The 21,772-nt window shown below is 42.2% G+C and carries 25 protein-coding genes and 1 other annotated feature; of the genes, 2 read left to right on the top strand and 23 right to left on the bottom strand.

Features of this window, described 5'->3' with window-relative positions:
* Positions 1 to 100: 100 nt before the first annotated feature.
* From J2Z20_RS03050 to J2Z20_RS03025, 6 genes are all read right to left on the bottom strand, one after another.
* Positions 101 to 760 (bottom strand): flagellar brake protein, encoded by a 660-nt coding sequence (locus J2Z20_RS03050; RefSeq protein ID WP_209845245.1) that lies wholly within the window; start codon positions 758 to 760, stop codon positions 101 to 103.
* A 114-nt stretch (positions 761 to 874) separates the two neighbouring features.
* A complete protein-coding gene (ypeB, locus tag J2Z20_RS03045; RefSeq protein ID WP_209845243.1) occupies positions 875 to 2,233 on the bottom strand; it encodes a germination protein YpeB in 1,359 nt (452 codons plus the stop codon).
* 88 nt (positions 2,234 to 2,321) lie between these two features.
* Positions 2,322 to 2,477, bottom strand: a complete 156-nt coding sequence (locus J2Z20_RS03040) for a hypothetical protein (protein ID WP_209845240.1) — start codon at positions 2,475 to 2,477, stop codon at positions 2,322 to 2,324.
* A gap of 68 nt (positions 2,478 to 2,545) precedes the next feature.
* On the bottom strand, positions 2,546 to 3,241 hold the full coding sequence (gene prsW, locus J2Z20_RS03035) for a glutamic-type intramembrane protease PrsW (protein ID WP_209845238.1): 696 nt from the start codon (positions 3,239 to 3,241) through the stop codon (positions 2,546 to 2,548).
* A gap of 91 nt (positions 3,242 to 3,332) precedes the next feature.
* A complete protein-coding gene (locus tag J2Z20_RS03030; protein WP_209845236.1) occupies positions 3,333 to 3,947 on the bottom strand; it encodes a genetic competence negative regulator in 615 nt (204 codons plus the stop codon).
* A gap of 188 nt (positions 3,948 to 4,135) precedes the next feature.
* Entirely contained in the window at positions 4,136 to 4,486 is a 351-nt protein-coding gene (locus J2Z20_RS03025) for a hypothetical protein (RefSeq protein WP_209845234.1), read from the bottom strand.
* A 93-nt stretch (positions 4,487 to 4,579) separates the two neighbouring features.
* On the opposite strand from J2Z20_RS03025, the gene J2Z20_RS03020 reads away from it, so the two are divergent.
* Positions 4,580 to 5,458, top strand: coding sequence for a polysaccharide deacetylase family protein (locus J2Z20_RS03020; RefSeq protein ID WP_209845232.1), 879 nt, complete (start codon positions 4,580 to 4,582; stop codon positions 5,456 to 5,458).
* 44 nt (positions 5,459 to 5,502) lie between these two features.
* On the opposite strand, the gene J2Z20_RS03015 is transcribed toward J2Z20_RS03020, so the two are convergent.
* Genes J2Z20_RS03015 through J2Z20_RS03005 form a run of 3 tightly spaced genes read right to left on the bottom strand, consistent with a single transcriptional unit; the run spans position 5,503 to position 7,306 of the window.
* Complete coding sequence (locus J2Z20_RS03015; protein ID WP_209845230.1) at positions 5,503 to 6,318, bottom strand: metallophosphoesterase; 816 nt, start codon at positions 6,316 to 6,318, stop codon at positions 5,503 to 5,505.
* Positions 6,319 to 6,717, bottom strand: coding sequence for a hypothetical protein (locus J2Z20_RS03010; protein WP_209845228.1), 399 nt, complete (start codon positions 6,715 to 6,717; stop codon positions 6,319 to 6,321).
* Complete coding sequence (locus J2Z20_RS03005; RefSeq protein WP_209845226.1) at positions 6,698 to 7,306, bottom strand: CPBP family intramembrane glutamic endopeptidase; 609 nt, start codon at positions 7,304 to 7,306, stop codon at positions 6,698 to 6,700. The genes J2Z20_RS03010 and J2Z20_RS03005 overlap by 20 nt, the downstream gene beginning before the upstream one ends.
* 211 nt (positions 7,307 to 7,517) lie before the next feature.
* Positions 7,518 to 7,757: a binding site (T-box leader), on the top strand.
* 134 nt (positions 7,758 to 7,891) lie between these two features.
* Between J2Z20_RS03005 and serA the strand changes: the two genes are divergently transcribed.
* The gene (serA, locus tag J2Z20_RS03000; protein ID WP_209845224.1) at positions 7,892 to 9,484 is read left to right on the top strand and encodes a phosphoglycerate dehydrogenase; all 1,593 of its coding nucleotides are present in this window, start codon (positions 7,892 to 7,894) and stop codon (positions 9,482 to 9,484) included.
* 81 nt (positions 9,485 to 9,565) lie between these two features.
* Here serA and J2Z20_RS02995 read toward each other — a convergent pair whose 3' ends face one another.
* The 14 genes from J2Z20_RS02995 to J2Z20_RS02930 form a co-directional block, all read right to left on the bottom strand.
* Entirely contained in the window at positions 9,566 to 10,999 is a 1,434-nt protein-coding gene (locus tag J2Z20_RS02995) for an ATP-binding protein (protein WP_342454246.1), read from the bottom strand.
* A gap of 1 nt (position 11,000) precedes the next feature.
* Positions 11,001 to 11,717, bottom strand: coding sequence for a response regulator transcription factor (locus J2Z20_RS02990; protein WP_342454245.1), 717 nt, complete (start codon positions 11,715 to 11,717; stop codon positions 11,001 to 11,003).
* Between the two features lie 88 nt (positions 11,718 to 11,805).
* The gene (gene ccsA / locus J2Z20_RS02985) at positions 11,806 to 13,068 is read right to left on the bottom strand and encodes a cytochrome c biogenesis protein CcsA (protein ID WP_209845220.1); all 1,263 of its coding nucleotides are present in this window, start codon (positions 13,066 to 13,068) and stop codon (positions 11,806 to 11,808) included.
* Positions 13,065 to 14,735, bottom strand: coding sequence for a cytochrome c biogenesis protein ResB (gene resB / locus J2Z20_RS02980; RefSeq protein WP_209845218.1), 1,671 nt, complete (start codon positions 14,733 to 14,735; stop codon positions 13,065 to 13,067). The genes ccsA and resB overlap by 4 nt, the downstream gene beginning before the upstream one ends.
* 20 nt (positions 14,736 to 14,755) lie before the next feature.
* Entirely contained in the window at positions 14,756 to 15,283 is a 528-nt protein-coding gene (locus J2Z20_RS02975) for a redoxin domain-containing protein (RefSeq protein ID WP_209845216.1), read from the bottom strand.
* A gap of 111 nt (positions 15,284 to 15,394) precedes the next feature.
* The gene (locus tag J2Z20_RS02970; RefSeq protein ID WP_209845214.1) at positions 15,395 to 16,150 is read right to left on the bottom strand and encodes a pseudouridine synthase; all 756 of its coding nucleotides are present in this window, start codon (positions 16,148 to 16,150) and stop codon (positions 15,395 to 15,397) included.
* Positions 16,151 to 16,170: 20 nt separating this feature from the next.
* Positions 16,171 to 16,512, bottom strand: a complete 342-nt coding sequence (locus tag J2Z20_RS02965) for a peptidoglycan recognition protein family protein (RefSeq protein WP_209845212.1) — start codon at positions 16,510 to 16,512, stop codon at positions 16,171 to 16,173.
* 78 nt (positions 16,513 to 16,590) lie between these two features.
* Positions 16,591 to 17,124, bottom strand: coding sequence for a spore maturation protein (locus J2Z20_RS02960; protein WP_209845210.1), 534 nt, complete (start codon positions 17,122 to 17,124; stop codon positions 16,591 to 16,593).
* 8 nt (positions 17,125 to 17,132) lie between these two features.
* A complete protein-coding gene (locus J2Z20_RS02955) occupies positions 17,133 to 17,765 on the bottom strand; it encodes a nucleoside recognition domain-containing protein (protein ID WP_209845208.1) in 633 nt (210 codons plus the stop codon).
* 45 nt (positions 17,766 to 17,810) lie between these two features.
* Complete coding sequence (locus J2Z20_RS02950; RefSeq protein ID WP_209845205.1) at positions 17,811 to 19,004, bottom strand: D-alanyl-D-alanine carboxypeptidase family protein; 1,194 nt, start codon at positions 19,002 to 19,004, stop codon at positions 17,811 to 17,813.
* 129 nt (positions 19,005 to 19,133) lie between these two features.
* Positions 19,134 to 19,589, bottom strand: coding sequence for a GerW family sporulation protein (gene ytfJ, locus J2Z20_RS02945; protein ID WP_209845203.1), 456 nt, complete (start codon positions 19,587 to 19,589; stop codon positions 19,134 to 19,136).
* Positions 19,562 to 20,245 carry a DUF2953 domain-containing protein gene (locus J2Z20_RS18205; protein ID WP_209845201.1) on the bottom strand — a complete coding sequence of 228 codons (684 nt, stop codon included), beginning with the start codon at positions 20,243 to 20,245 and terminating at the stop codon, positions 19,562 to 19,564. The genes ytfJ and J2Z20_RS18205 overlap by 28 nt, the downstream gene beginning before the upstream one ends.
* Before the next feature lie 131 nt (positions 20,246 to 20,376).
* Positions 20,377 to 20,979 carry an SMC-Scp complex subunit ScpB gene (scpB, locus tag J2Z20_RS02935; protein WP_209845199.1) on the bottom strand — a complete coding sequence of 201 codons (603 nt, stop codon included), beginning with the start codon at positions 20,977 to 20,979 and terminating at the stop codon, positions 20,377 to 20,379.
* Positions 20,948 to 21,742 carry a segregation and condensation protein A gene (locus J2Z20_RS02930; RefSeq protein ID WP_209845197.1) on the bottom strand — a complete coding sequence of 265 codons (795 nt, stop codon included), beginning with the start codon at positions 21,740 to 21,742 and terminating at the stop codon, positions 20,948 to 20,950. Before J2Z20_RS02930 ends, scpB begins: the two co-directional genes overlap by 32 nt.
* Positions 21,743 to 21,772 lie beyond the last annotated feature (30 nt).

The following is a 21,772-nucleotide window of genomic DNA, read 5'->3' as shown; positions in this document are numbered from 1 at the left end:
TAATCAGGCATAGAAAACACCCCTCTTGGTTATTACTTAACATCCTTTCCCAAAGGCAGCATTTCCATGCTGTAATATTAGCATCCCATACTAGACTGCTCTATCTATTGCGGAACTCAAATTGCCGTTCAAAGCAATAGCGAATAATTTTCTGACGCTCCATATCTGAAATATGGATAAACTTAAGCATTACAATTTTGCGGCTGCGTCCTGATTCAAGCGGTTTTACGCGGACAATTTCAGCTTGAAACGGGACATGTTCAACACTGCCATTCCGATAAGGGATAAGCAGCCAGCAACTGATTTTTTGCCCTACGACGACTGCGTAATCACGTTCACAAAAAAAGGATACGCCCCCGCCACTGACATCTTCTGTCTGCGCAACGAATCTAGTTCCATCTGGCATCCTTACTGCAAGATCAAGCGATGCAACGACGCGCAAAAAACTGCGGCGCTGTTCTTTGGTAATTTCTTCTGGCTTCGGTTTGGAAATACGAACTAACCGGATCGTATCTTCCTTAAAGCCCATTAAATATGTATTAAAATAGTTTTTGGCTCCATCTTCACTCACAAAGTAGACAGATAGTTCCTCGCCCATATAAGGGTGCATCAATTGGGCGCTATTTTCCTGCATCGGCACCTCAATTAATATGGATTGTTCTTCTATGTCAGCAACTCTAGATTTATATATAATTTGCGATTCTTTATCGTCTGCTGAATCCACTTGAATGTAGACCAAATCATTGATTTTTGGGTACAAAACATTCACCGCCACTTAGTAAGTTTTAATGTATCATTTACCAATTATAGCATGTGAATCATCGTTAAAGCATCAAAAAAGAGAAACTTCACAAGGAAGCTTCTCTTCTCATCATTATCTTCTATTGTGCGATTTAATTTCTTCAACGACCTCTTCATTGCCGGTATTCGAATTTACAAAAATCCGATATCGTGAACCGTTAATTCGACCGCCGAATTCATAGCAGAGTACTTCTTGTGACATCTCATTTTTTATTAAAGAAAGTCGGTGATATTCTTCTTTATACTCAGGGTTAAGTACTTTTCTCGCTTGTTCGAGAGTTAATTTTGGCTTCGGAATTTTACGATTGTCCTTATGCTCATAAATAAAATCACTAGCTTGGAAACCAACCACATCTCCATTGTCCAAAGCAACACGAACCGTAATTTTCTCTGGATAGATCAGTACGTCGTCTTGTTTACGTACATAGGTGAAGTTTCCAAGATTACCGTATTCATCATAAGCAACTGCCGTCATATGCGGATATCCTTTTTGTTTCAGGAACGTATCCGCCTTGGATCTTGCCGTACTTACCGAGACTGCCTTCGGACCAACATTCCGATGATCCACATATGAGATGAGAAGCCCGCCTCGGCGAGTAAAGTCCATGGAAATCTTCTCACCTTTATGATTAGCGTAAGCCGTAGCCGTATATGAGCTCCACTCTGTACCTTTTCCGTTCTCAATCACTTGAACCTTAGTAAACGTCCCTCTGCCGCTGCTATTTGCAAATTTTAACGCCTTACGTTTAATTTGTTCAGCCGTCATCGGGATGCCGTCGAGTTTTCTTGCAGCCCTGCGATCATACACATTGGATATCGTTGGACCCCAGTCTAGATCAGAGTACTCACCCGACTGCTTATCTACGGTTTTAAAGCCGTCGATAATCGTGTTGTCCTGAGCTTTGTGCTCTGATGCAATAGCGGCTTCGACATCCATCCAGCGCAAGTTATTGTTAATTACTTTATTTTGTACTTTTTGTAAATTATTCGAGATTTCACCTGAACTTTTATAGAGTGACTTTAGATTATTTACTTCTTTGACGCTCAGCGGTTCTTTGTTCATATCTCGCATTGCTGTCTGATACGAAAATTTAGATATTCGAGACAAGAAATCTTCCGCTTGATTAAAAGGCATTAGCGTTAGCGGGAGCTGATTAATCTCACTTTGCGCTTCACTTGTAATGCGCCATACATTAAGGAGCCCTTTACGCTGCATCGCCTGTGATGTTGAATTGACTGCTAAAGTGTTGCCAAGCTCATTGTGAAGTTTATCCATATGATAGGACAAATCATGGAAAGCTCTTTGATATTGATTTTCTGCCTTGATGAGAATCGAGTTTTTCTGCTGGTTTTCTTGATACCCCCAAATAAGGGCACCAATTAATAAAAGGGTGACAATGGGAAACATTACTGCACTTAAACGATAATACATCGTACAATCGCGCTCCTTTCTTCAATTCACTGCCATTAGTTTGACAAGAAGAAAGAAGCTTTATGCATCATTTCCAAATTGATTCACCCTATATATGTTGCTCTTCAATTTCAAAGTTCTGTTTATTGTCACAAAGACATTGTTTAAATCCCGTTTCCAGTTTTCCGCGATCTCTTCGTCCGCGCAGTATAAACCGTTCGCCGCAATTTTTGCATTTAATGATCACTTTAACACGTGAATTCATACACACACCTCCAAGATGAAGTTACAGCTTATGTCCTGTTCATCTTATGAAGAAGTGTGTCCATTTTATTAAAGTTTAACCTCCTCTTCCCGCTTTAGTAACCGAAAAGGAGATCTGTTATTGGCGCGGGTTACTTTCCCCATACCCCCGTACCAGAGCACCATCATAAGCGGAACAATGTACCAGAGCCAGAAATGTGTCATCGTACCCAGAATGAGATCATACACCCCATGCCAAAATAACGGCATTACAAGGGAGTACAATAGAAACCGTCTCGTAAGTTTTCCTTCTGAGAATTTGGCTCTGCCTAAATAGTAGCCCATAATAACGCCGAAGAGAGCATGCCCCGATACAGGCAGAAGAGCTCTGATCATCAACGCGCCGAGAGACGCATGGTTAAACCAAGCGTACATAATGTTCTCTATAGTAGCAAAACCAAGAGAAATCGCAACCGCATATAATATACCGTCGTATGGCTCATCAAATTCTGTATGATTGTAAATCAGATGATACAGTAAAAACCATTTGACAAATTCCTCCACACCCGCAGATATAACGAATGAATACAAAAAGGGATGATCCCCAAACCATAAAGACATCCCTCTCTGAATGATCATGATGGGCAACACTATTAAAAAGCCGACCAAGAACACCTTAATGACCATATGCAGAGGTTCTGAATCGTACCGATCTTTCAAATAAAAAAAAGTGAGCAAGGCAATCCCCGGAGCGATAGCCGCAGCTATGATTGAAAATAAAAGCACCAAATTCCCTCCATCCTGCTCTCGTTTATACCCTTAAAGCACATCATGCAGAGCAATATCGCTCTGCATGATGGAATTTGAAGCTGGAAACTTAATTGTGACGTTTAAAGTGATCACATATTACGCTCATCGCATTCTCTGGAATAATGACTTTACCATATTCCTCAAGAACTGCTTCAGTGACGGATGTCGCTTCACCGAATTCTGCAAGAATAGCAATTAGAACAGAATCGTCAGCCTCGTCTAGTTCACTAGGCTCCAAATAAAGAATCCATTTTCCTTTATAGTTATACAGCTTACCAGCATCCGTAATGCGATCACGGACCACATGAGCCGCTTCGATTAGCGCTTCGAAATCAGAAAAAGCGTAAACGATGGAATCACTTTGTTCCAACGTTACTTCCATTTCATAAACTTCATCCGGCATTTCTTCATCATTTAACGTTCCGAATGGGTTATGGTCATATTTACCACGAGTTACGATGACAACCATCCCTTGAGCTGGCAATGCAAATACTTCGACTGCTAGAGATCCCGTTGCATCAAACCCAAGCTCTGTATAGGCCTGATCCATCATCTCAGAAAAGAGTTCGTGAACCTTAGGGAGCTCTTGCCACATATCTTCCTTCTGTATACCACGCTCACTCAGATCGTCAAATGTGAGGAAAACCCGTATCTTATCTTGGCCTAGACGTTCTATTTTCATGACAGGATCCTCCTCTATAACATTTGTTGTTATAACAGATTATGAAGCCATTATAATTTTGTGCTGAAAATGGTTCTATGTAATATGTTATCACTTATTTACTTGAAATGCACGCAATAATAGAGCAAAAAAAGAATCATTTTCCGAGAAACAAACGCTCTCGGGAAATGATTCAACATGTTGTTTATTTATAGCCCAGGAATTGATGTATTCGTCTCCTTCATGATCTGTTCTACCTCATTCTTCACACTCGGATCACTGTTGATAAAATCTTTAATCATCTGAATATCTGCTTCTCTAGTCGAATGGTGAGTTGTACTGTTGTTCGTATGAGCTGCAGCTTGATGAGTGCCACTGCCGGCTTGCGGATGACTATTCATGGGATTATTCATCATATTTGTCAATCCAGGCATAATCATATTCATCATTTTCTGTCCGGCTTGACCCATACCGCTTAACATGGGCTGCTTATTTCTGGACAATAACGCACTCGCAGCAGCTCCAACCAAAACTCCACGTAAAAATGAGGAAGTATTCACCAATAAAACCTCCTTATATGATAAAATCAATTGTAGTGTTCGCGTTTTGTTCATAACTCATGCGGCATAAAAACAGGAAAGTGAGATGGAATCATGGTTAAGAAGACAGCCCTGATGCTTGCCGCCGCAAGTCTAATCTTCAGTGCATGCGGCCAAACACCAAGCAGTACAACGGTACAGAAGCAAACAGAAACGAAAGCATCTCCTGCTCCTAAGTCTGAAAGCGGGAAGCAACTTGTAAAAGCCACTTCCTCGGTTATTGAGGCAACAAAGAGCGCAGATTCATTACCAGGTACAGATTCAGCATCCACTTCAGTACAATCTAATGATTCTGTCCCCATCAAGTATCATTTAAGCAAATCGTATGACATCATTCCAAATGAAGAAGGAACCGAGAAAAAAGTCGTGTTACTCACTTTCGACGATGCTCCCAAAGAAGCAAAAATGCTTAATGGTTTAATTGACACACTCGACAAACATCATGCAAAAGCAATCTTTTTCGTCAATGGTTATCGTGTAAAAGAACATCCGGAATTATTAAAGTTAATTCATGAACGCGGACAAATCATTGGCAATCATAGCTGGGATCATATTGATTTGAAAAAGGAATCGCCGCAAAACGTCAAAAAACAAATTGAAGATGTACAAAAAATTGTAAAAGATACAATCGGTACTGCACCACAATTTTTTAGACCTCCATACGGTTCCGGCAATGATACTGTAAAACAGGTTGTTAAAGACAATGATCTTTTATATATGACTTGGTCAAACGGCTCTCTTGACTGGGATTCCAAAAATAAAAACAAGCCAGATGCGATCATCAAAAATGTCCTTGATCAGCTGCATAGCGGAAGTAACATACTTATGCACGAGCTTCCATGGACTGTAGACGCACTGGATACTTTACTTACAAAGCTTGAAGCTAAAGGGTATTCGTTTGTTGATCCCCGCTCCATTCAGACCCATAAATAACGGCAATATAAGAAATAAAAAGCAGCCTTTAAGGCTGCTTTTTGTTATGATTGTGCACCGTGCAACACAATAATATGTACTTCTGCTCGGCATGCCAGCCTGAGTGGTAAATGGTTCGTCCCTATTCCTCGGCTAATAAACATTTTCGCTCTTGGAGATGCTATAGAGGAATCCAACTGAAACAAACCGTTTGCATATTTTTTGTAAAATGGCCCTAAATGGATAGCTCCAATGAATGGCAGTCGTATTTGTCCTCCATGGGTATGTCCCGCCAGTATAAGATCGACAGAAACAGTATCCATCTCTTGAATCCATTTCGGGTCATGAACGAGTACGATATGGCAGTCTGCTTTCGTATTTAACAAACGTTCTGTTGTATCTTTCTTTCGGTGCTCATCTATACCTGTTAAACACAACGATTCGCCGTCTTTTTCCCATACGACTTGCTCGTTGTTAAGAAGGATTACTCCGCATTCTTTAAGCATCAGATCCAGTTTTCTAACTCCTGCGTCATAATCGTGATTTCCATGTACAGCGTATACGGGAGCAATTGCTCGCAGTATGTTCATATTGTACCGAACACGTAAAAGCGGAACTTTCCTCTGCATAAGATCTCCGCCAAGCAATATGAGATCTACTTTTCCTTTCAGGGAATCGAATCGTTTATGCGATAGTTTGCGCCTATGAATATCCGTAATGAATAAAATGTTCATCCCATTAAAGTTACGAGGTAAACGCTTAAGTTCGATATGGTTATACGATATTCGGTAACTGACAGCTTCCCATCGCATCCACAAGAGCAGCGAGAGACCGACAATCAGAACGAGCCCAAACAACCACTCCAGTGTATCCACCCCCATCTATTTGGAAAGATCCGAAAAGCCTAACAGCCAAATAAGTCCAATAATGATCACAATAAATAAAATCATTAGACCGTTGTAGAACCATTTCATCATTTTTAATCGCATGGAAGGATAAATATCTCTGCGAGAAGGCAGTTCTTCTACACTTCCCTCTTCAACTTGACTCGAAATAAGCTCTATCATAATACTGCTTGGCACATTTGCAGCATGCTTTTCAGTATCGTATTCTTTGGATTGACTGCGAGCTTTGCTTCGACTCAGTCTGCTTACATAACTTCCATCTTCATTTGGCACATCATTTTCAACATTGTTCTCTATTCCGACATTTCTATCTATTCGGACATTTCTTCGGCGGTTACGCCGATTTCGGTCCATTCTACTTAGATACTGACTCATGTTCCCTCCGAAAACGAATGATCAATCCTGAAATTAAGTCAATAAGAAAATGGCATACAATAGGGGCCCAAAGCGTGCCAGATTGGATATATATATAACCTAGTCCATAACTGCTTAGGAATACCCATCCGGTTGGAATCCAATGTTTTAAATATCGAACATGAATGAGCGCAAACACAATACTCGTCCAGTAAGGACCGATTGCATATTGAACAGCACCGCGAAACAATAATTCCTCACAGATCGCCACAACCAATGCAATAATCAAAATATGCCATACTGGCCGATGACGAAACAACATCTCATTGATCCCGCCGTCATTCATAATATCCTCTGGTACAACTCTTGATATGAAAAAGTCAACGATTAACATAATGACTGCCAGACTAAGTCCCCAGTATATAAAATGGTAATTAGATGGAATGACCAATAAATGAAATACGTTTCTCTTTTGTAACAGCACCCACATTAAACCGATAATTAGCGTTAAGCCTTGTGTTAAATAAAGATTAGTGAGCAGTAAACGATCGTTCAATTGATCGACTGTAACCTGCCTAATTTTAATATTGCGCAGTTTTGATTTTTTCATATTTCCCCTCTTCTGTCCCTCTTCAAAATTGATGCGTTCACCTTCTATCATACTCTATTTTCGAGCATACCGAAAATTTCAGACTAGTAGGCAGCATTAGCATCATATCGAAAATTCGCCCCATATTCAAGGCGGGATAAGGTTGAACAGTTAAATTGCTATTGACATGCCTCACTTCACCGTGATACATTATGGAAAATTAATTTTTGCAATAAAAACTGTGAAGGAAAGAAGCAGCTTGTTAAGCGTTCAGAGAGCCGGTGGTGGGTGCAAATCGGCAGCTGTAAGTTTGCTTTAGCGCTCCGGAGTTATCGCATTGAAACTTTAGTAGATGCGGTCGGATGAAGTCCGTTATCAATCAGGTCTGTTTTATCCATGAACGAAGACCATTGAGGTTGTCACTGTGAAGCGGCAACGAATTAGGGTGGTACCACGAACTCTCGTCCCTTACTACGCAAGTAGTATGCGGATTGAGAGTTTTTTTGTTATGCGGGTGCAAGGCGAAATCTGTATTTATGGAAAACGCCATTAGGCGTTTCCTTAAAATAAATATTTAGATTAAACCCTTTGAGGAGGAGAGAGACCATGTTTAAAGTATTAGTATCTGATCCGATCAGCGACCACGGTATCCAGCAGTTAATTGAAGCCAGCGATATCGAAGTCGTTAAGAACACAGGCCTTAGCGAAGATGAGCTCGTTAACATTATCGGGCAATTTGATGCTCTGCTCGTTCGCAGTCAAACCAAAGTGACAGAGAGAATTTTAACAGCAGGTCACAACTTGAAAGTGGTAGGACGCGCTGGTGTCGGCGTAGACAATATCGACCTGCAAGCTGCAACGAAACGCGGTATTGTTGTTATTAATGCACCAGATGGCAATACGATTACAACGTGTGAACATACTTTTGCAATGATGATGGCTCTCGCGCGCCACATTCCTCAAGCATATGCTAAGACGGTCAGCGGTGTGTGGGATCGTAAATCTTATCTAGGGGTAGAGCTGCGCAATAAAACTTTAGGTGTGCTCGGAATGGGCCGCATCGGAAGTGAAGTCGCTAAACGGGCTAAAGCTTTCGGGATGGACATTCTCGGGTATGACCCCTTCTTAACAGAAGATCGTGCTGAGAAACTAGGAGTTAAGCTGGCAACGGTTGATGATATTATTCGAAATGCTGATTTCATGACTGTTCATACACCGCTTACTCCTGAGACCCGCCACATGATCTCTCGTCCGCAATTTGAAGTGATGAAAAAAGGAATGCGTATTATTAACTGCGCTCGCGGTGGAATCATTGACGAAATGGCACTCATTGAAGCTATTAATGAAGGGATCGTTGCCGGCGCTGCGTTCGACGTGTTCGAGCAAGAACCGCCGCAGCAAGATCATCCATTCTTAAATCATCCAAAAATTATCGTGACACCTCACCTTGGCGCATCGACCGTTGAAGCTCAGGAAAATGTAGCTATTGATGTATCGGAGCAAGTGATTCATATTTTACGGAATGAGCCATTCAAAAATGCCGTTAACTTACCTTCAGTCGAAGCAAGTGTAATGAAGAAGCTGCAACCATATTTCAACCTTGGGGAGAAACTGGGAAGCTTCGTTGCTCAAATTACAAATCATGCTATTTATGAAATTCATGTAGACTATGCGGGTGAGTTATCTCAGGTTGATACACAGACACTTACACGTTATATCGTCAAAGGTGTCTTATCACGTCATCTCGGAAATGATGTAAACATTATTAATTCAATCCATCTCGCTAAGAGTCGTGATGTTAATGTCGTTGAATCGAAAGCTCAGCTGACGAAAGGCTTTACGAACTTAATAACGGTAACTCTTAAAACACAGAATAAAGAAGAACGAAGAATTGCAGGCACACTGTTAAACGGATACGGAGAGCGCATTGTACAGCTCGATAAATTCCCTGTTGATATTGCACCAGAAGGACATCATATCCTCATCTCCCATAATGACAAACCAGGTATTATCGGTCATGTTGGAACGATGTTAGGTAAGAATGATGTCAACATCGCATCGATGCAAGTAGGTCGGAAAATTATCGGCGGGGAAGCGATTATGATTCTAACGGTCGACAAAGCTGTACCTAAAGAAGTGCTTAACGATCTTGTTAAGATCGAAGAACTGAATACGGCGCAAGAGATTGTCCTTGCTTAACGGTTATGTTCCACGATTAACAAGATTTATCGGCTAACTTCAACAAAAAACACCCCTTTAGCCAGGGGTGTTTTTGCTGTTCTATTTTATTTCGACAGGAAGTATAATCGTAAACACGGTCCCCTGTCCTACAACGCTGTCTGCGCTTATTGTTCCGTGGTGCGCTTCTATAATATTTTTAACGATGGCAAGCCCTAAACCTGTTCCTCCGGACTCCCCGCGTACTCTTGCTTTATCCGCCTTATAGAATCGCTCGAATATGAAAGGTAAATCCTCTATTGCAATACCGACCCCATCATCCTTTACCTGAACCTGAAGCGCTTCGCCGAGTTCTGTATGCTGCCTTCCAGCTGTAATTTTAATGCTCTTTCCGGCTGGCGTATGTCTGAATGCATTGTCTAACAGATTCGTGAACACCTGCTCCAGACGATCTCCATCTGCAGCCTGCAGATGTAAATCTTCCGAGAGCGGTTCATAGGTAAGCATAATGTCCCGATCTTTAGCACGCACAAGAAACTTACGATACACACGCTCAATAACCTCACCTAGATCAAGCGGCTTCATCGCCATATCTGTATGACCGGCTTCCATTCGGGAAAGGTCGAGCAAGTCTTTAACAAGCCTCCCCATCCGAAGCGATTCGTCATGAATGACTTGAATAAGCTCTTGGCTTTCCTCTTGAGAAGTCGCCATTCCATCCAGCAATGCTTCGCTGTATCCTTGCATCATAGAGAGCGGGGTACGAATCTCGTGCGAAATATTGACAAGAAAGTCGCGCCGAATCTTCTCCTGATTAACCTCGTCGGTTACATCGCGCAGTACAGCAACGACACCGCGTACGACATTGTCAGAATATAGAGGCGCCATGTGTACTGACCATACCGATTGTTTGACGTGCACATTGCCGCTCTTGTCTACTCGCTCAACAAGGACACGCTCAAACATCGCATAGAGCGGTTCGGGAACTTCATGATAGAAATCAGCCGGCTCATCGTCCTCTTCCTTCCAAGGCATGTCTCGCCATATATAAAGCACTTTCTGTCCTTGAGGATTCGTTAAGATGACTCTGCCCTCAACATTGAACGTAATAACAGCATCACTCATACTTCGCAATACGCTTGATAAATGCTCCTTCTCATGGTTCAGACTGCGAATCGTATCTTCAAGTTCCGCCGCCATATGGTTAAACGACTTGGCAAGCTCACCAATCTCATCGCTTGTTCGAAGAGACAATCTTGTGTCATATTTGCCATTACGAATGGCATCAGCAGCTCGAATGAGCTGCTGCATCGGCTGAGTAATCTTCGTAAACAGAAACAGCGCGAAGAAAGTAGTCAGTGAAAAACCGATAATGGCCACAATGGTGAACAATTTCTTAATAGCTGTCGAATTCGCAAACGTTACATCAATATACGGGAGCAGAAACAACGCCATTATGATTAACACACTAGCGACTAGGACGATAATTGTCGCCCATAATTTCCCGACTAATGATCTCCAAAAATTTAAGCTCACGTTATTTTGGCACCTCTAATTTATAGCCTACTCCCCACACTGTTGTAATCATCGCTGCCGCTTCCTCTGATACCTTATTCAATTTCTCACGAAGCCGCTTCACATGGGTATCCACCGTTCTCAAGTCTCCGAAGAACTCGTAGTTCCATACGTCTTTTAATAATTCTTCCCGGGAGAATACTTTATCCGGGAATGATGCCAAATAATGAAGTAACTCATATTCCTTAGGCGTTAAACTAACCTCTACACCGCCTGCAGTAACCCGGTGCGCATCATGTTCAATGATGAGGTTAGGAAAGACGATATTGTTGCTGGAATTGCTTTGCTTCGTCAGAAATGCTGTTGCCGAAGAGCGTCTTAATATGGCTTTAACTCGATAAATGACTTCACGAGGGCTGAAAGGCTTAACGACGTAATCATCAGCACCCACTTCAAAGCCTTGTACTCGGTTAATTTCTTCTCCTTTCGCTGTCAACATCAGCACTGGAGTGGCTTTCACTTGTCTTAGTCTTGTACATACTTCAACGCCGTCCATTCCGGGAAGCATCACATCCAATAAAATGAGACCGTAATCCTCATTCGTCGCTTTGCGAAGTGCACTTTCGCCATCTTCCGCTTCATCAATTTCGTACCCTTCTTTTTCAAGGTACATTTTCAATAAGCGGCGAATGCGCTCTTCGTCATCAACGACCAAAATTCGATTCATATGCTCTGCCACCTCACAACATCCCTTCATTCATTGCAATTTGAAATATATATTTATACTCTATCAAAATTGTGCTTGAAATTCTAACTGCACCCAAAAATTACATTGTTCCCGCGTAAGAATGCAGACCGGCGATGACTAAGTTAACGCCAACTAAAGTGAACATAATGACGAGGAATCCGATCACAGCAAGCCACGAAGAATTGCGCCCTTGCCAGCCGCGAGATAAACGCAGATGCAAGTATGCACTGTAGTATAACCAGGAAATGAGTGCCCACACTTCCTTCGGATCCCATCCCCAGAAACGCCCCCACGCAATTTGCGCCCAAATCATGGCGAAGATTAGTGCGCCGAGCGTGAAAATCGGGAATCCGATCGCAATCGCACGATAGCTGATCTCATCCAAATCATCTGGATCAAGACCTTGAAGCAGCGGAGAAATCGTCTTTCCAATTGATTTCCGCATTACGAGTCTAATGAGTCCATATAGAATAATACCGACAATAACAGACCAAATCACTGTGTTCAATTTGCGTCCTGCATTAATGCCGCTCATCCAAGAAGGAGCATGAAAGAGCGGCTCCTTAAGTCCTAGAAACGGTTTGAAACTTTCTACTTCACTGTTGTATGGAGCAACGATTGGAGGCAAAGAATAAGATACTTTTGATGTGTCAGTAATTGCCTGCCCTTGCTTGTCAATCGTCGTTTTTTCTTGTGTAAATACCGATTCATAGCCTGCTGCACGGAAACCGAAAACAGCTGCGATAAACCCAATTACGACAACAACGCAAATGAGCGTGAACTCTACCCACCGCTGCTGACGTCTATCTGATTTCACATTCGAATTAAAATTAACAGTGCGAAGCAAATGCATAAACGCTGCTGCAAAACCGACTGCAAAGAAGGACTCTCCTGTTGCCGCAAGAGTAACATGGATATTAAGCCAGTACGATTGCAGTGACGGAATGAGCGGTTGAACTTGTTGCGGAAATACAGCCGCATAGGCCATTATAATAATAGAAATCGGTGTTGCGAACAGCCCAAGTATCGTTTTTCTAAAAATTAAATAGACGACCGTAAACGCAACCATGATCATCATCGATAAGAAGGACATAAATTCATACATGTTACTCACCGGAATATGTCCTCCACCAATCCACCGAGTAATGAAGAAGGTTAAATGAGCTGCAAGACCAAGTGAAGATACAGTAAAGGAGATCCTTCCCCACTTCCGGCCATGAACCCCAGGATCGCGGTTGCTGAATTTTGTCCCCATAACAGCAACGGCATACAGAATAAAAGCAGCACAATATACGAAAAAAGTTACGATAAATGCATCTCTGCTAAAGTCTAACAAACTCATGCTTTATCCCCTCCATTATTTAAGGACTTCTCGTCCGCTTCTATATTCATCTTGTTTAAAATTGCAGCGATTTCGCGGCGGAATCCAAACCAGTTTTTGTTCGTATGCGCTCCGAGGGTCAGTTTCTCACCGTCAATCCGCAGCCAAACACGACGATGTTGCCAGTAGAAGCCAATGACCAGACCGAGCATGACAATAGCTGCACCTATCCAAACAAACGGCATCGCTCGATCATAACGAATATTCAAATATGAAGTTGCTGTAGAGAAATCAACATCTTCCATTGATTTGACATCGAGCTCCAAGTTCGTTTGCAGTCCGCCGAGCTGTTTGTTGATGGCATCTTGTTGGAAGCGCTCTTTATCCACTTGTTTCGGGAAATAAATGTACTTCACGCCGCTTGCCGGTAAATCCGGCCCTTTCATCAAAAACAAAAACGCCGGGGCATTAGGATTAGGTGTCTTGGATGCAGGTTGACCGTTCTCATCCAGCGTAAAATCCATATATTTCTCTAGCAGCTGCAATGTATAAGGTCCAAGCTCAAACGAACGTTTCGTACCCCGCATTTCCAGTTTAAATTTCCCGTACTCCTCACCCGTCTTCTTGTTAACTAATGTCGGTGATACAGAGCGTAAAATCGGAGTTAAATCATAATCGTATTGATACAGCTTCAAGCCTTTATAATTAAGCGGATCGTTGACTCTGATATTATGTCTAGCTACTTCTTTAAGCACAGGCGTCTTCGATGGATCATTACAATATGCTGCGCATTCGTACAGAACAGCTTTGGTCTCATATAATTTAGGCAACACTTTACCGATCTTCCTAAACTCACTAGGCATTTCATCTTCCGAGTAGAATTCAACCGTAAATTTTTCATTCTTTACATACAGAGAAGTGTTAGGGATTTTCTTAATGTCCCCTTCCGGAAATGCCTCGTGCTCGTCCATATTAAATCCAGGGAGTGTACGCGCTAATGTTGCCAATAAGAAAATAATAAGTCCGATATGAATGACGTATGGTCCCCAGCGACTAAAACGTTGTTTCTCTGCGAGAAGAGCAGTGCCGTCTGTATATACACGGTATCCCTTTTTCTTAAAAAATGGAACAGCGTTCTGTACCCATTGTTCGCCGTCTTCTTGTATTTCCCCTTGATAAACAACACGCTGCCTAGTAAGAAATTGCAAATGTTTGCGTATCTTTTGCTTTGACAGCGCTTTATAGAGCGGAAGCACTCTGTCCAGGCTGCAAATGACGAGGGAAGCGCCGATCATAACGAGTAACGTTATAAACCACCATGATTCGTATGTATGTGATAGTCCGAGTTTATAATAAATTTCACCTGGCGTCCCATATGTATCCTTGTAATACACAGAAGCATCAATATTAATAAATGTGTTCTCTTGCGGAAAGATCGTTCCAAGTGTGGAACCAAGCAACGTAAGAAGAATAAGGACAACCGCAACTTTAACCGACGAGAAAAAATTCCATATACTGTCGATCCAGTTCGGATTCGCGCGTTGAGATCGTCTGGCTGCCCCGTCATATCTCATTTCGAGCACTTCTGACGACTTCTCAAGCTCTCCTAAGGGCTTACCGCAAGCTTCACAGAGCACAGTCCCCACTGGATTTTGATGACCACATTCGCATTTAGTATTCTGAAACAACGTGAGGCCTCCTTGAACAATTATTGTTTAACCAGCTGTGCTATTTGACTATCAAGTGTTTGTAAATCTAGTTGACCAAGATGAATTGCAGATATTCTTCCATCAGGCTTGACGAATATCGTTGTCGGCAAAGGAACAACATGATATGCATTGATGGCATCCTTATCTTCATCTAGTAAAATAGGAAACTTGATACCCAGCCCGTCTACGAAATTTTCAACGGTCATTTGATCTTCACCTGCGTTAATGCCGATTACAGCAACACCCTGATCTTTCCACTTATCTGCTTCACTCTGAAGTGCCGGCATTTCTTTCACGCATGGTTCACACCATGTTCCAAAGAAGTTAATAACAAGCGCTTTGCCTTTATAGTCTTCTAATTTGTGAACTGCCCCGTCCGTTCCAAGCAACGCAAAAGAAGGCGATTTATCGCCGGCTTCCAGCTTACCATCAGATCCGAGGACCGCTGAGCCAATCGCATAACCGCCTAATATGACAATAGCAATTAAAATTAAAATTTGAATTGTTCTTCTTGAAGATTTGCTCATCCCAAAAGCTCCCCTTTAACTGACAATAATCGTAAGCATACATAGTCTATGTGAACATCCTATGAACATTATAACGAATATTGTCAATTTCGCTTCAGGCTTATATGAAATTTATGTGTCACTAGGGTCATTTTTTCCTTGAGCAATTGCTTTAGCGCTCCGTTTAAGCTGCTCGACTTCTTCTTTCGTTAAATGCCGATAAGTACCTCTCTTTAAATTTCCTAGAATAAGATCACCGAACGCAATGCGTTTAAGCTTTATAACAGGATGATTAATCGCATCGAACATCCGGCGTACTTGTCGGTTTCGTCCTTCATGAATCGTAATTTTAATCGTGGACTGTTTGTTGTCTAAATCAACATCTTGATATTCGACTTCAGCAGGCGATGTCATACCGTCATCCAACATAATGCCTTGCTTCAGTTTATCCAGACTCGTACCGTGCGGCACCCCTTTAACGGTAGCCAAATACGTCTTAGGAACGTGATGACGCGGGTGTGTTAATAAATTCGCGAATTCACCGTCATTGGTAAGAATAAGCAAACCTTCCGTATCGTAATCAAGTCTTCCAACCGGATAGACCCGTTCATTGATCCCTTTTAAATAATCGGTGACGATTTTCCGGCCCTGCGGATCTGATGCACTGGTAATGACACCTTTTGGCTTGTTGAATAACAGATATACTTTCTTCTCTGATGAGATGGATTTACCGTTCACTGTAATCTCATCAACAGCTGGATCCGCCTTTGTTCCAAGGGTCGTTACCGTTTCTCCGTTCACTTGTACTTTACCAGCCAGGATTAATTCTTCGCATTTGCGCCTCGAAGCTATCCCTGCCTGAGCTAATATCTTTTGCAATCTTTCCATTGTCTCTAAGTCACCTCAAACTAATGATAACCATCTAGAGGCGAAATCACAAGTTCATTCCATGGAAAAAAAGCCCCCGGGCAGGAGGCATCGTGCGGAAGGAGAATATAAGAAGTTAAACGATATCGGTCCGCTAACCGTTGTATCAGCTTGCCAGCTTGAAAGAACTGCTCCTTCTGATCAGAACTAAGTTCGTTTATTTTATGGGAGAAGTCCCCCTCCAGACAAATGTGTATATATCGTTTATCCGTTTCAGAAGCAGCCGGAATAATGTTGCCATTTATTCCAATCCAGAAATCGTAGCCTTTTCCGTTAATGGAAGAACAAGTCGACTGATGAATAACAAACCCTTGATAACTCATTTGGCCACCCCATCTATGAAGGAAATCAGTACAGTATATTAATTTATGGGGCAGAAGTGTTGCTTGATACAGTTTATTTTACGGAAAAATGAGAAGGCAAATCACAATCGCAGCGATAAAACCAACGACATCAGAGAATAAGCCTACCTTAAGCGCATAACGGCCATTCCGGATGCCGACAGCTCCAAAGTAAACCGTCAGTACGTAAAGCGTTGTATCAGTACTCCCTTGTATGGTGGAGGCAATCCGCCCAATCATCGAGTCTGGACCGTAAGTCTTTATCAAATCAGTCGTAAAAGCAAGCGATCCGGTGCCGGTAATGGGCCGTAGAATGCCGAGAGGGAGTATTTCGCTTGGAACGCCCAAATGCTGAAAGAGCGGAGCAATCCATCCTACAAAATAATCCATCGCTCCCGAAGCTCGAAACACACTGATGGCAACCATCATCCCCACCAGATGAGGAATAATACTTATCGCAGTTGAGAAGCCATCTTTAGCTCCCTCTACAAACGATTCGTATACAGGTACTTTTTTCATATAGGCGTATAACGGAATAAAAGCAAGAATGACAGGGATGGCCCAGGCCGAAATGAGATTAACAAGTGCATACATCTGAATGCTCACCCCTTCATATCATTGGCCTTTGGCGTAATGGCAGGGGGTTTAGGGTGATGTCGCAATGTCATTTTGCGATAAAATCGATCTGCAAATATGGCCGCTGCCGTTGCTATAACGGTTGCCATTAATGTCGTGCCTACAATCTCCGTAGCATTTGCTGAGTTAAAATTCATTCGAATCGCAATCAGTGTGGTCGGGATCAGCGTAATACTGGCCGTGTTAAGTGCGAGCAGTGTGCACATTGCCGGAGACGCTGTTTCTTTATCGGGATTAAGTTCTTGAAGCTCCTGCATCGCACGAATACCCATTGGCGTTGCCGCATTCCCGAGCCCTAGCAAATTGGCACTCATATTCGACAGAATGTATCCCATAGCCGGGTGATTTCTAGGCACATCTGGAAACAGAAATGATACGATCGGACTAAGCAGCTTTGCTACTTTTTTGAGCAGTCCTGCATCTTCTGCCATTCGCATCATACCAAGCCAGAAAACGAGCACACTAATCAATCCAAAACAGACGGTAACGCCTGTCTTGGCTCCTTCAAATGCTGCTTGCGTAACCGATTCGATATTTCCTGTTACGGCCGCGAATATAATTCCTGTCAATAGTAAGAAAAGCCATATCCCATTGATCATGCTCTCCTACTCCTCCCATGAACTGTTCCCCATTTTTATTCTTATTTATTTTGCGAAGAAAAGACTTCTAAATACGGCAATTACAGCATCATTCCAAGAGGATATTGCATCTATTCCACCTATGCTCGCTAAGTTTCCATACTTAAGCTGATATGCCGAGTCATCCAGCTTCGGTATGTAGCCGTCCTTTGCGTAAACTGGAATTTCTCCAATTTGCTGCTCATTTAATTTGACAATGATTTTCCCCTTTAAACCAAATCTTGTATTGGGCGCAGCTGCGTCTACAGAATAAAGAACAAGACTCTTATTGATTTGATTCTGCTCACCTGAAGCCAGAGGGTATTCAAACGATTTGGCAGTCATCAGATCATACCCCTCTACCTTTTGGGACGATTTAATAATTTGCTGTAAAGGATAATATTGAAATCCGTAATCGAGCAGTTTACGGTGATCGTTCCAATCATCCCCGTCGTTCAGCGTCACTGCAGCGAGCTGCTGTCCGCCGCGGGTTGCCGAGCTAACTAAGCAGCGAAGCGCTGTCTTCGTATAGCCTGTCTTCACTCCGTCAGCTCCTTCGTAAAATCGAAGCATTTTATTTTTATTCAGCCACTTATATTCCCAATTTTCATTTGGATTTGGAGCAGTCTTTATTTCAGTCTTTACAATTTCTTTGAAGACATCATTTTTTAGTGCGTACGCTGTAAGCTTGGCCAAATCGTTGGCAGAAGAATAATGCCCCGTCTCATCTAATCCATGCGGATTCATAAAATGAGTGTGCTCAAGTCCAAGCAGCTGCGCTTTCTGGTTCATCAGGTATACAAATCCGTCTACAGAGCCGCCTACATGTTCAGCGATCGCCGTCGCTGCGTCGTTTCCCGAACGAAGCATTAAACCATATAGCATGTTGCGGAGCGTCATCTCTTCTCCAAGTTTCAAATAAATCGATGAACCTTCTTTGCCGAACGCGTTCTTGCTTACTTTAACGCTGCTGTCAAGCTTTCCATGCTCGATTGCTACAATCGCTGTCATAATTTTCGTCAAACTCGCGATAGGCAATGATTCGTCACCATGACTGCTGTATAATATTCGTCCGGATGTCACATCGATCAGCGCTGCAGCTTGCGCATGTGTCGATATGGGCGGAACTTGATCAGACTGAGCTGAAACAATGAATGGAAAGAGCAGAATAAAGCATATCGCTATTATTCCGCTTCGATTGACCAGTTGTGATGATTTCATGGATTCACTCCTTAACTACCAAGCCATTCTTGGTTCAATATATGCAATCTAAAAAGAGAGTATGTCCAATTTGATGGACAACAAACCCCCTTCCGCCAATTGGAAGGGGGTTTCCTTGGTACACATGATTTACACGTAAGTAGAGGTTGCTGTACTCGTTGTAGAAACTGGCGGCGGAGTCTTCGAATTTTGAATCATGGATTGAATTTTATCGATAACAGAAGGTGCAGAATCGATCAGTTTCTCATACAGGTGAGCTTGACTATCCAGCGGTACTATATGGACACCTTGCTTACCTACAACGAGGAAAGCAATTGGACGAATCGATACGCCTCCACCGCTGCCTCCGCCAAACGGATGCCTAGACCCTCCATCAGTTTGAGTAGAAGGCATTCCTTTATCATTGTCATGAACGTAGAAGTCACTGCCGCCCGCAGCGAAGCCAAAGCCTACGCTGCTGATTGGAACGATCACTGTGCCGTCCGGTGTCTCAACAGGCTCCCCGACAATCGTATTAACATCGATCATACCCTTAATATTTTCCATTGCAGTCTGCATTAAGCCTTGAATAGGATGTTCTGCCATTGTTTCACTCCTCCTTTCACTTTTAACACGCGAACTATAAGTACCAGTCCTGCATATATAGCGTAACCGCATGAGATTTTTGCTATGCAGACAATTTCGGTGGAAAATTGAGGCTTGTCGTGAAATAGGGGAACAACTTGGAGCTCAGGTGTTTTTAGAAGTCGTACACGATACGACATATATCCTACTAATGCTGCTTTCAATCCCCATAGAAGTCCTGCAATCGTTGCCGTTTCCGCTGCGCCTTCCAGCCCAACTCGAGTTGACCAAGTCAGCTTCGTTACTTTTACATGAGATAATGTCTGATTAAACCATGATAAGAAACGATCTGTATTTTTTAATATTTTTTTGAACTGTTCTACCATGAGCTGTATCTTTTGCTTATTAATATTTTGTTTTTTCTCTGATGTTTGATCCTTCATCATATTATTAGACTGCTCATTTTCTACAATAAATCCGCTTTTATAATCCTTAAAAACAATAAACGGTATTTCGTATTTATACTTAATGATCCCGTATATCGCACGAACTTCTATCATTATTTTGTCATTGTGGTTCAGCTTAGACAACTGTAAACGAATATGTATGTTTGACAGCAATACGAGTACAACGATCAATATGAGAAGACCTGCAATGACTCCTAACCATATCCACACGGGCATCCCTCCATTACATGAAAGATGGTAAGCCTGTTGTTTAGTATGGCATGCTGAATGGAAAAGATTCACGAAAACACAAAAAGCCAAGGTCATTTTGACCTCGGCTTTTTCGTCACAATCTCATTCAATTATGATTCTACATCATCAAATGTAAGCTGCTGATCTTCAAGCTTATTAAATAGAAGCTGTGTTTCTTCTTCTAGGTTGTCCGTATTCTCGAAAAGCGATATTTCAGGTAAATCATTTAAACTTGCTAAACCAAAATAGTCCATAAATGATTTCGTTGTTCCATAAAGAATCGGTCTGCCAATCGCATCAGCTCGCCCAACCTCTTCAATCAAGTCCTTCTGAACAAGTGTTTGAATCGCTCGTTCTGATTTCACTCCGCGAATTTCTTCAATATCCACACGAGTTATCGGTTGTTTATACGCAACGATCGCAAGTGTCTCAAGCGCAGCCTGTGACAGAGACGAACGAGAGGGCGAGTAAGCCAGACGCTCATAGTACGCAGCATGATCTGGTATCGTAGTCAATTGATAGGCGCCAGCAATTTTAACAACTTGCAGCCCCCTTCCAGATCGCTCAAATTCATGCTTTAAATCTTCAATAACATCTTCCACTAATTCTGGACGTTGTTCTACCACTTCAGCGATTTGTTTAACCGTTAACCCCTCGTCGCCAACCAGAAATAACAATCCCTCAATAATTGACTTCAACTTCTGTGAATCCATCTATACTTCCTTCCCCTTTCCACTCTATCACGATATCATCAAACAACGTGTGCTGATAACAGCTAATTTGCTTCATCTTCATCAGTTCAAGAATGGCTAAAAACGTAACAACAATTTCATGTCTGTGCATCTCATCATGAATCAGTCTGGAAAATAGCAGCTTGCCGCCTCTACCGACATTCTGAAGTGTATGAACCACATCTCGAATACGATCCTTTACTGAAATTTCATCTCGATGAATACGAGCCACTGTATTTCGCTTCACTGCCTTACGTAATGCTTTCTGAAATGCAGAAATTAAATCAGTGACATGCAGTCCTTTAACAGGATTTTCATGAACAGTGGGCATATAATCCGATAAATCTTCTGGCTCTTTAGTAAAAATAAGACTACGCTCCTGCTCACGTTCGTGCAAATGCTCAGCGATGCCCTTATATTTACGATATTCGATCAATTTTTGTATGAGTTCTTCCCGAGGATCAATATCATCTTCCTCATAAAAATCAAAATCATCCATTTCAATGACAGGGGGTTTTGGCAGCAATAATTTGCTTTTCATAGAAAGAAGAGTAGCCGCCATGACCAAAAATTCGCTCGTGATCTCAAGCTCCAGCTCTTGCATACTGTGCAAATACTCCATGTATTGATCGGTTATTTCGCTGATGGAAATGTTCTGAATGTCGATTTCTGCTTTATCGATAAGATGGAGCAGTAAATCCAGCGGACCTTCAAACGTTTCCAGCTTGTATGTAACTACAGTCACGATGGTTCCTCCCGCCAAAAATGAAAATGT

This window comes from Paenibacillus sediminis (assembly GCF_017873765.1).
Taxonomy (GTDB): Bacteria; Bacillota; Bacilli; order Paenibacillales; family Paenibacillaceae; genus Paenibacillus_AG; species Paenibacillus_AG sediminis.
The sequence above is the reverse complement of the archived record's forward strand: the minus strand, read 5'-3'. Positions and strand labels throughout refer to the sequence as shown.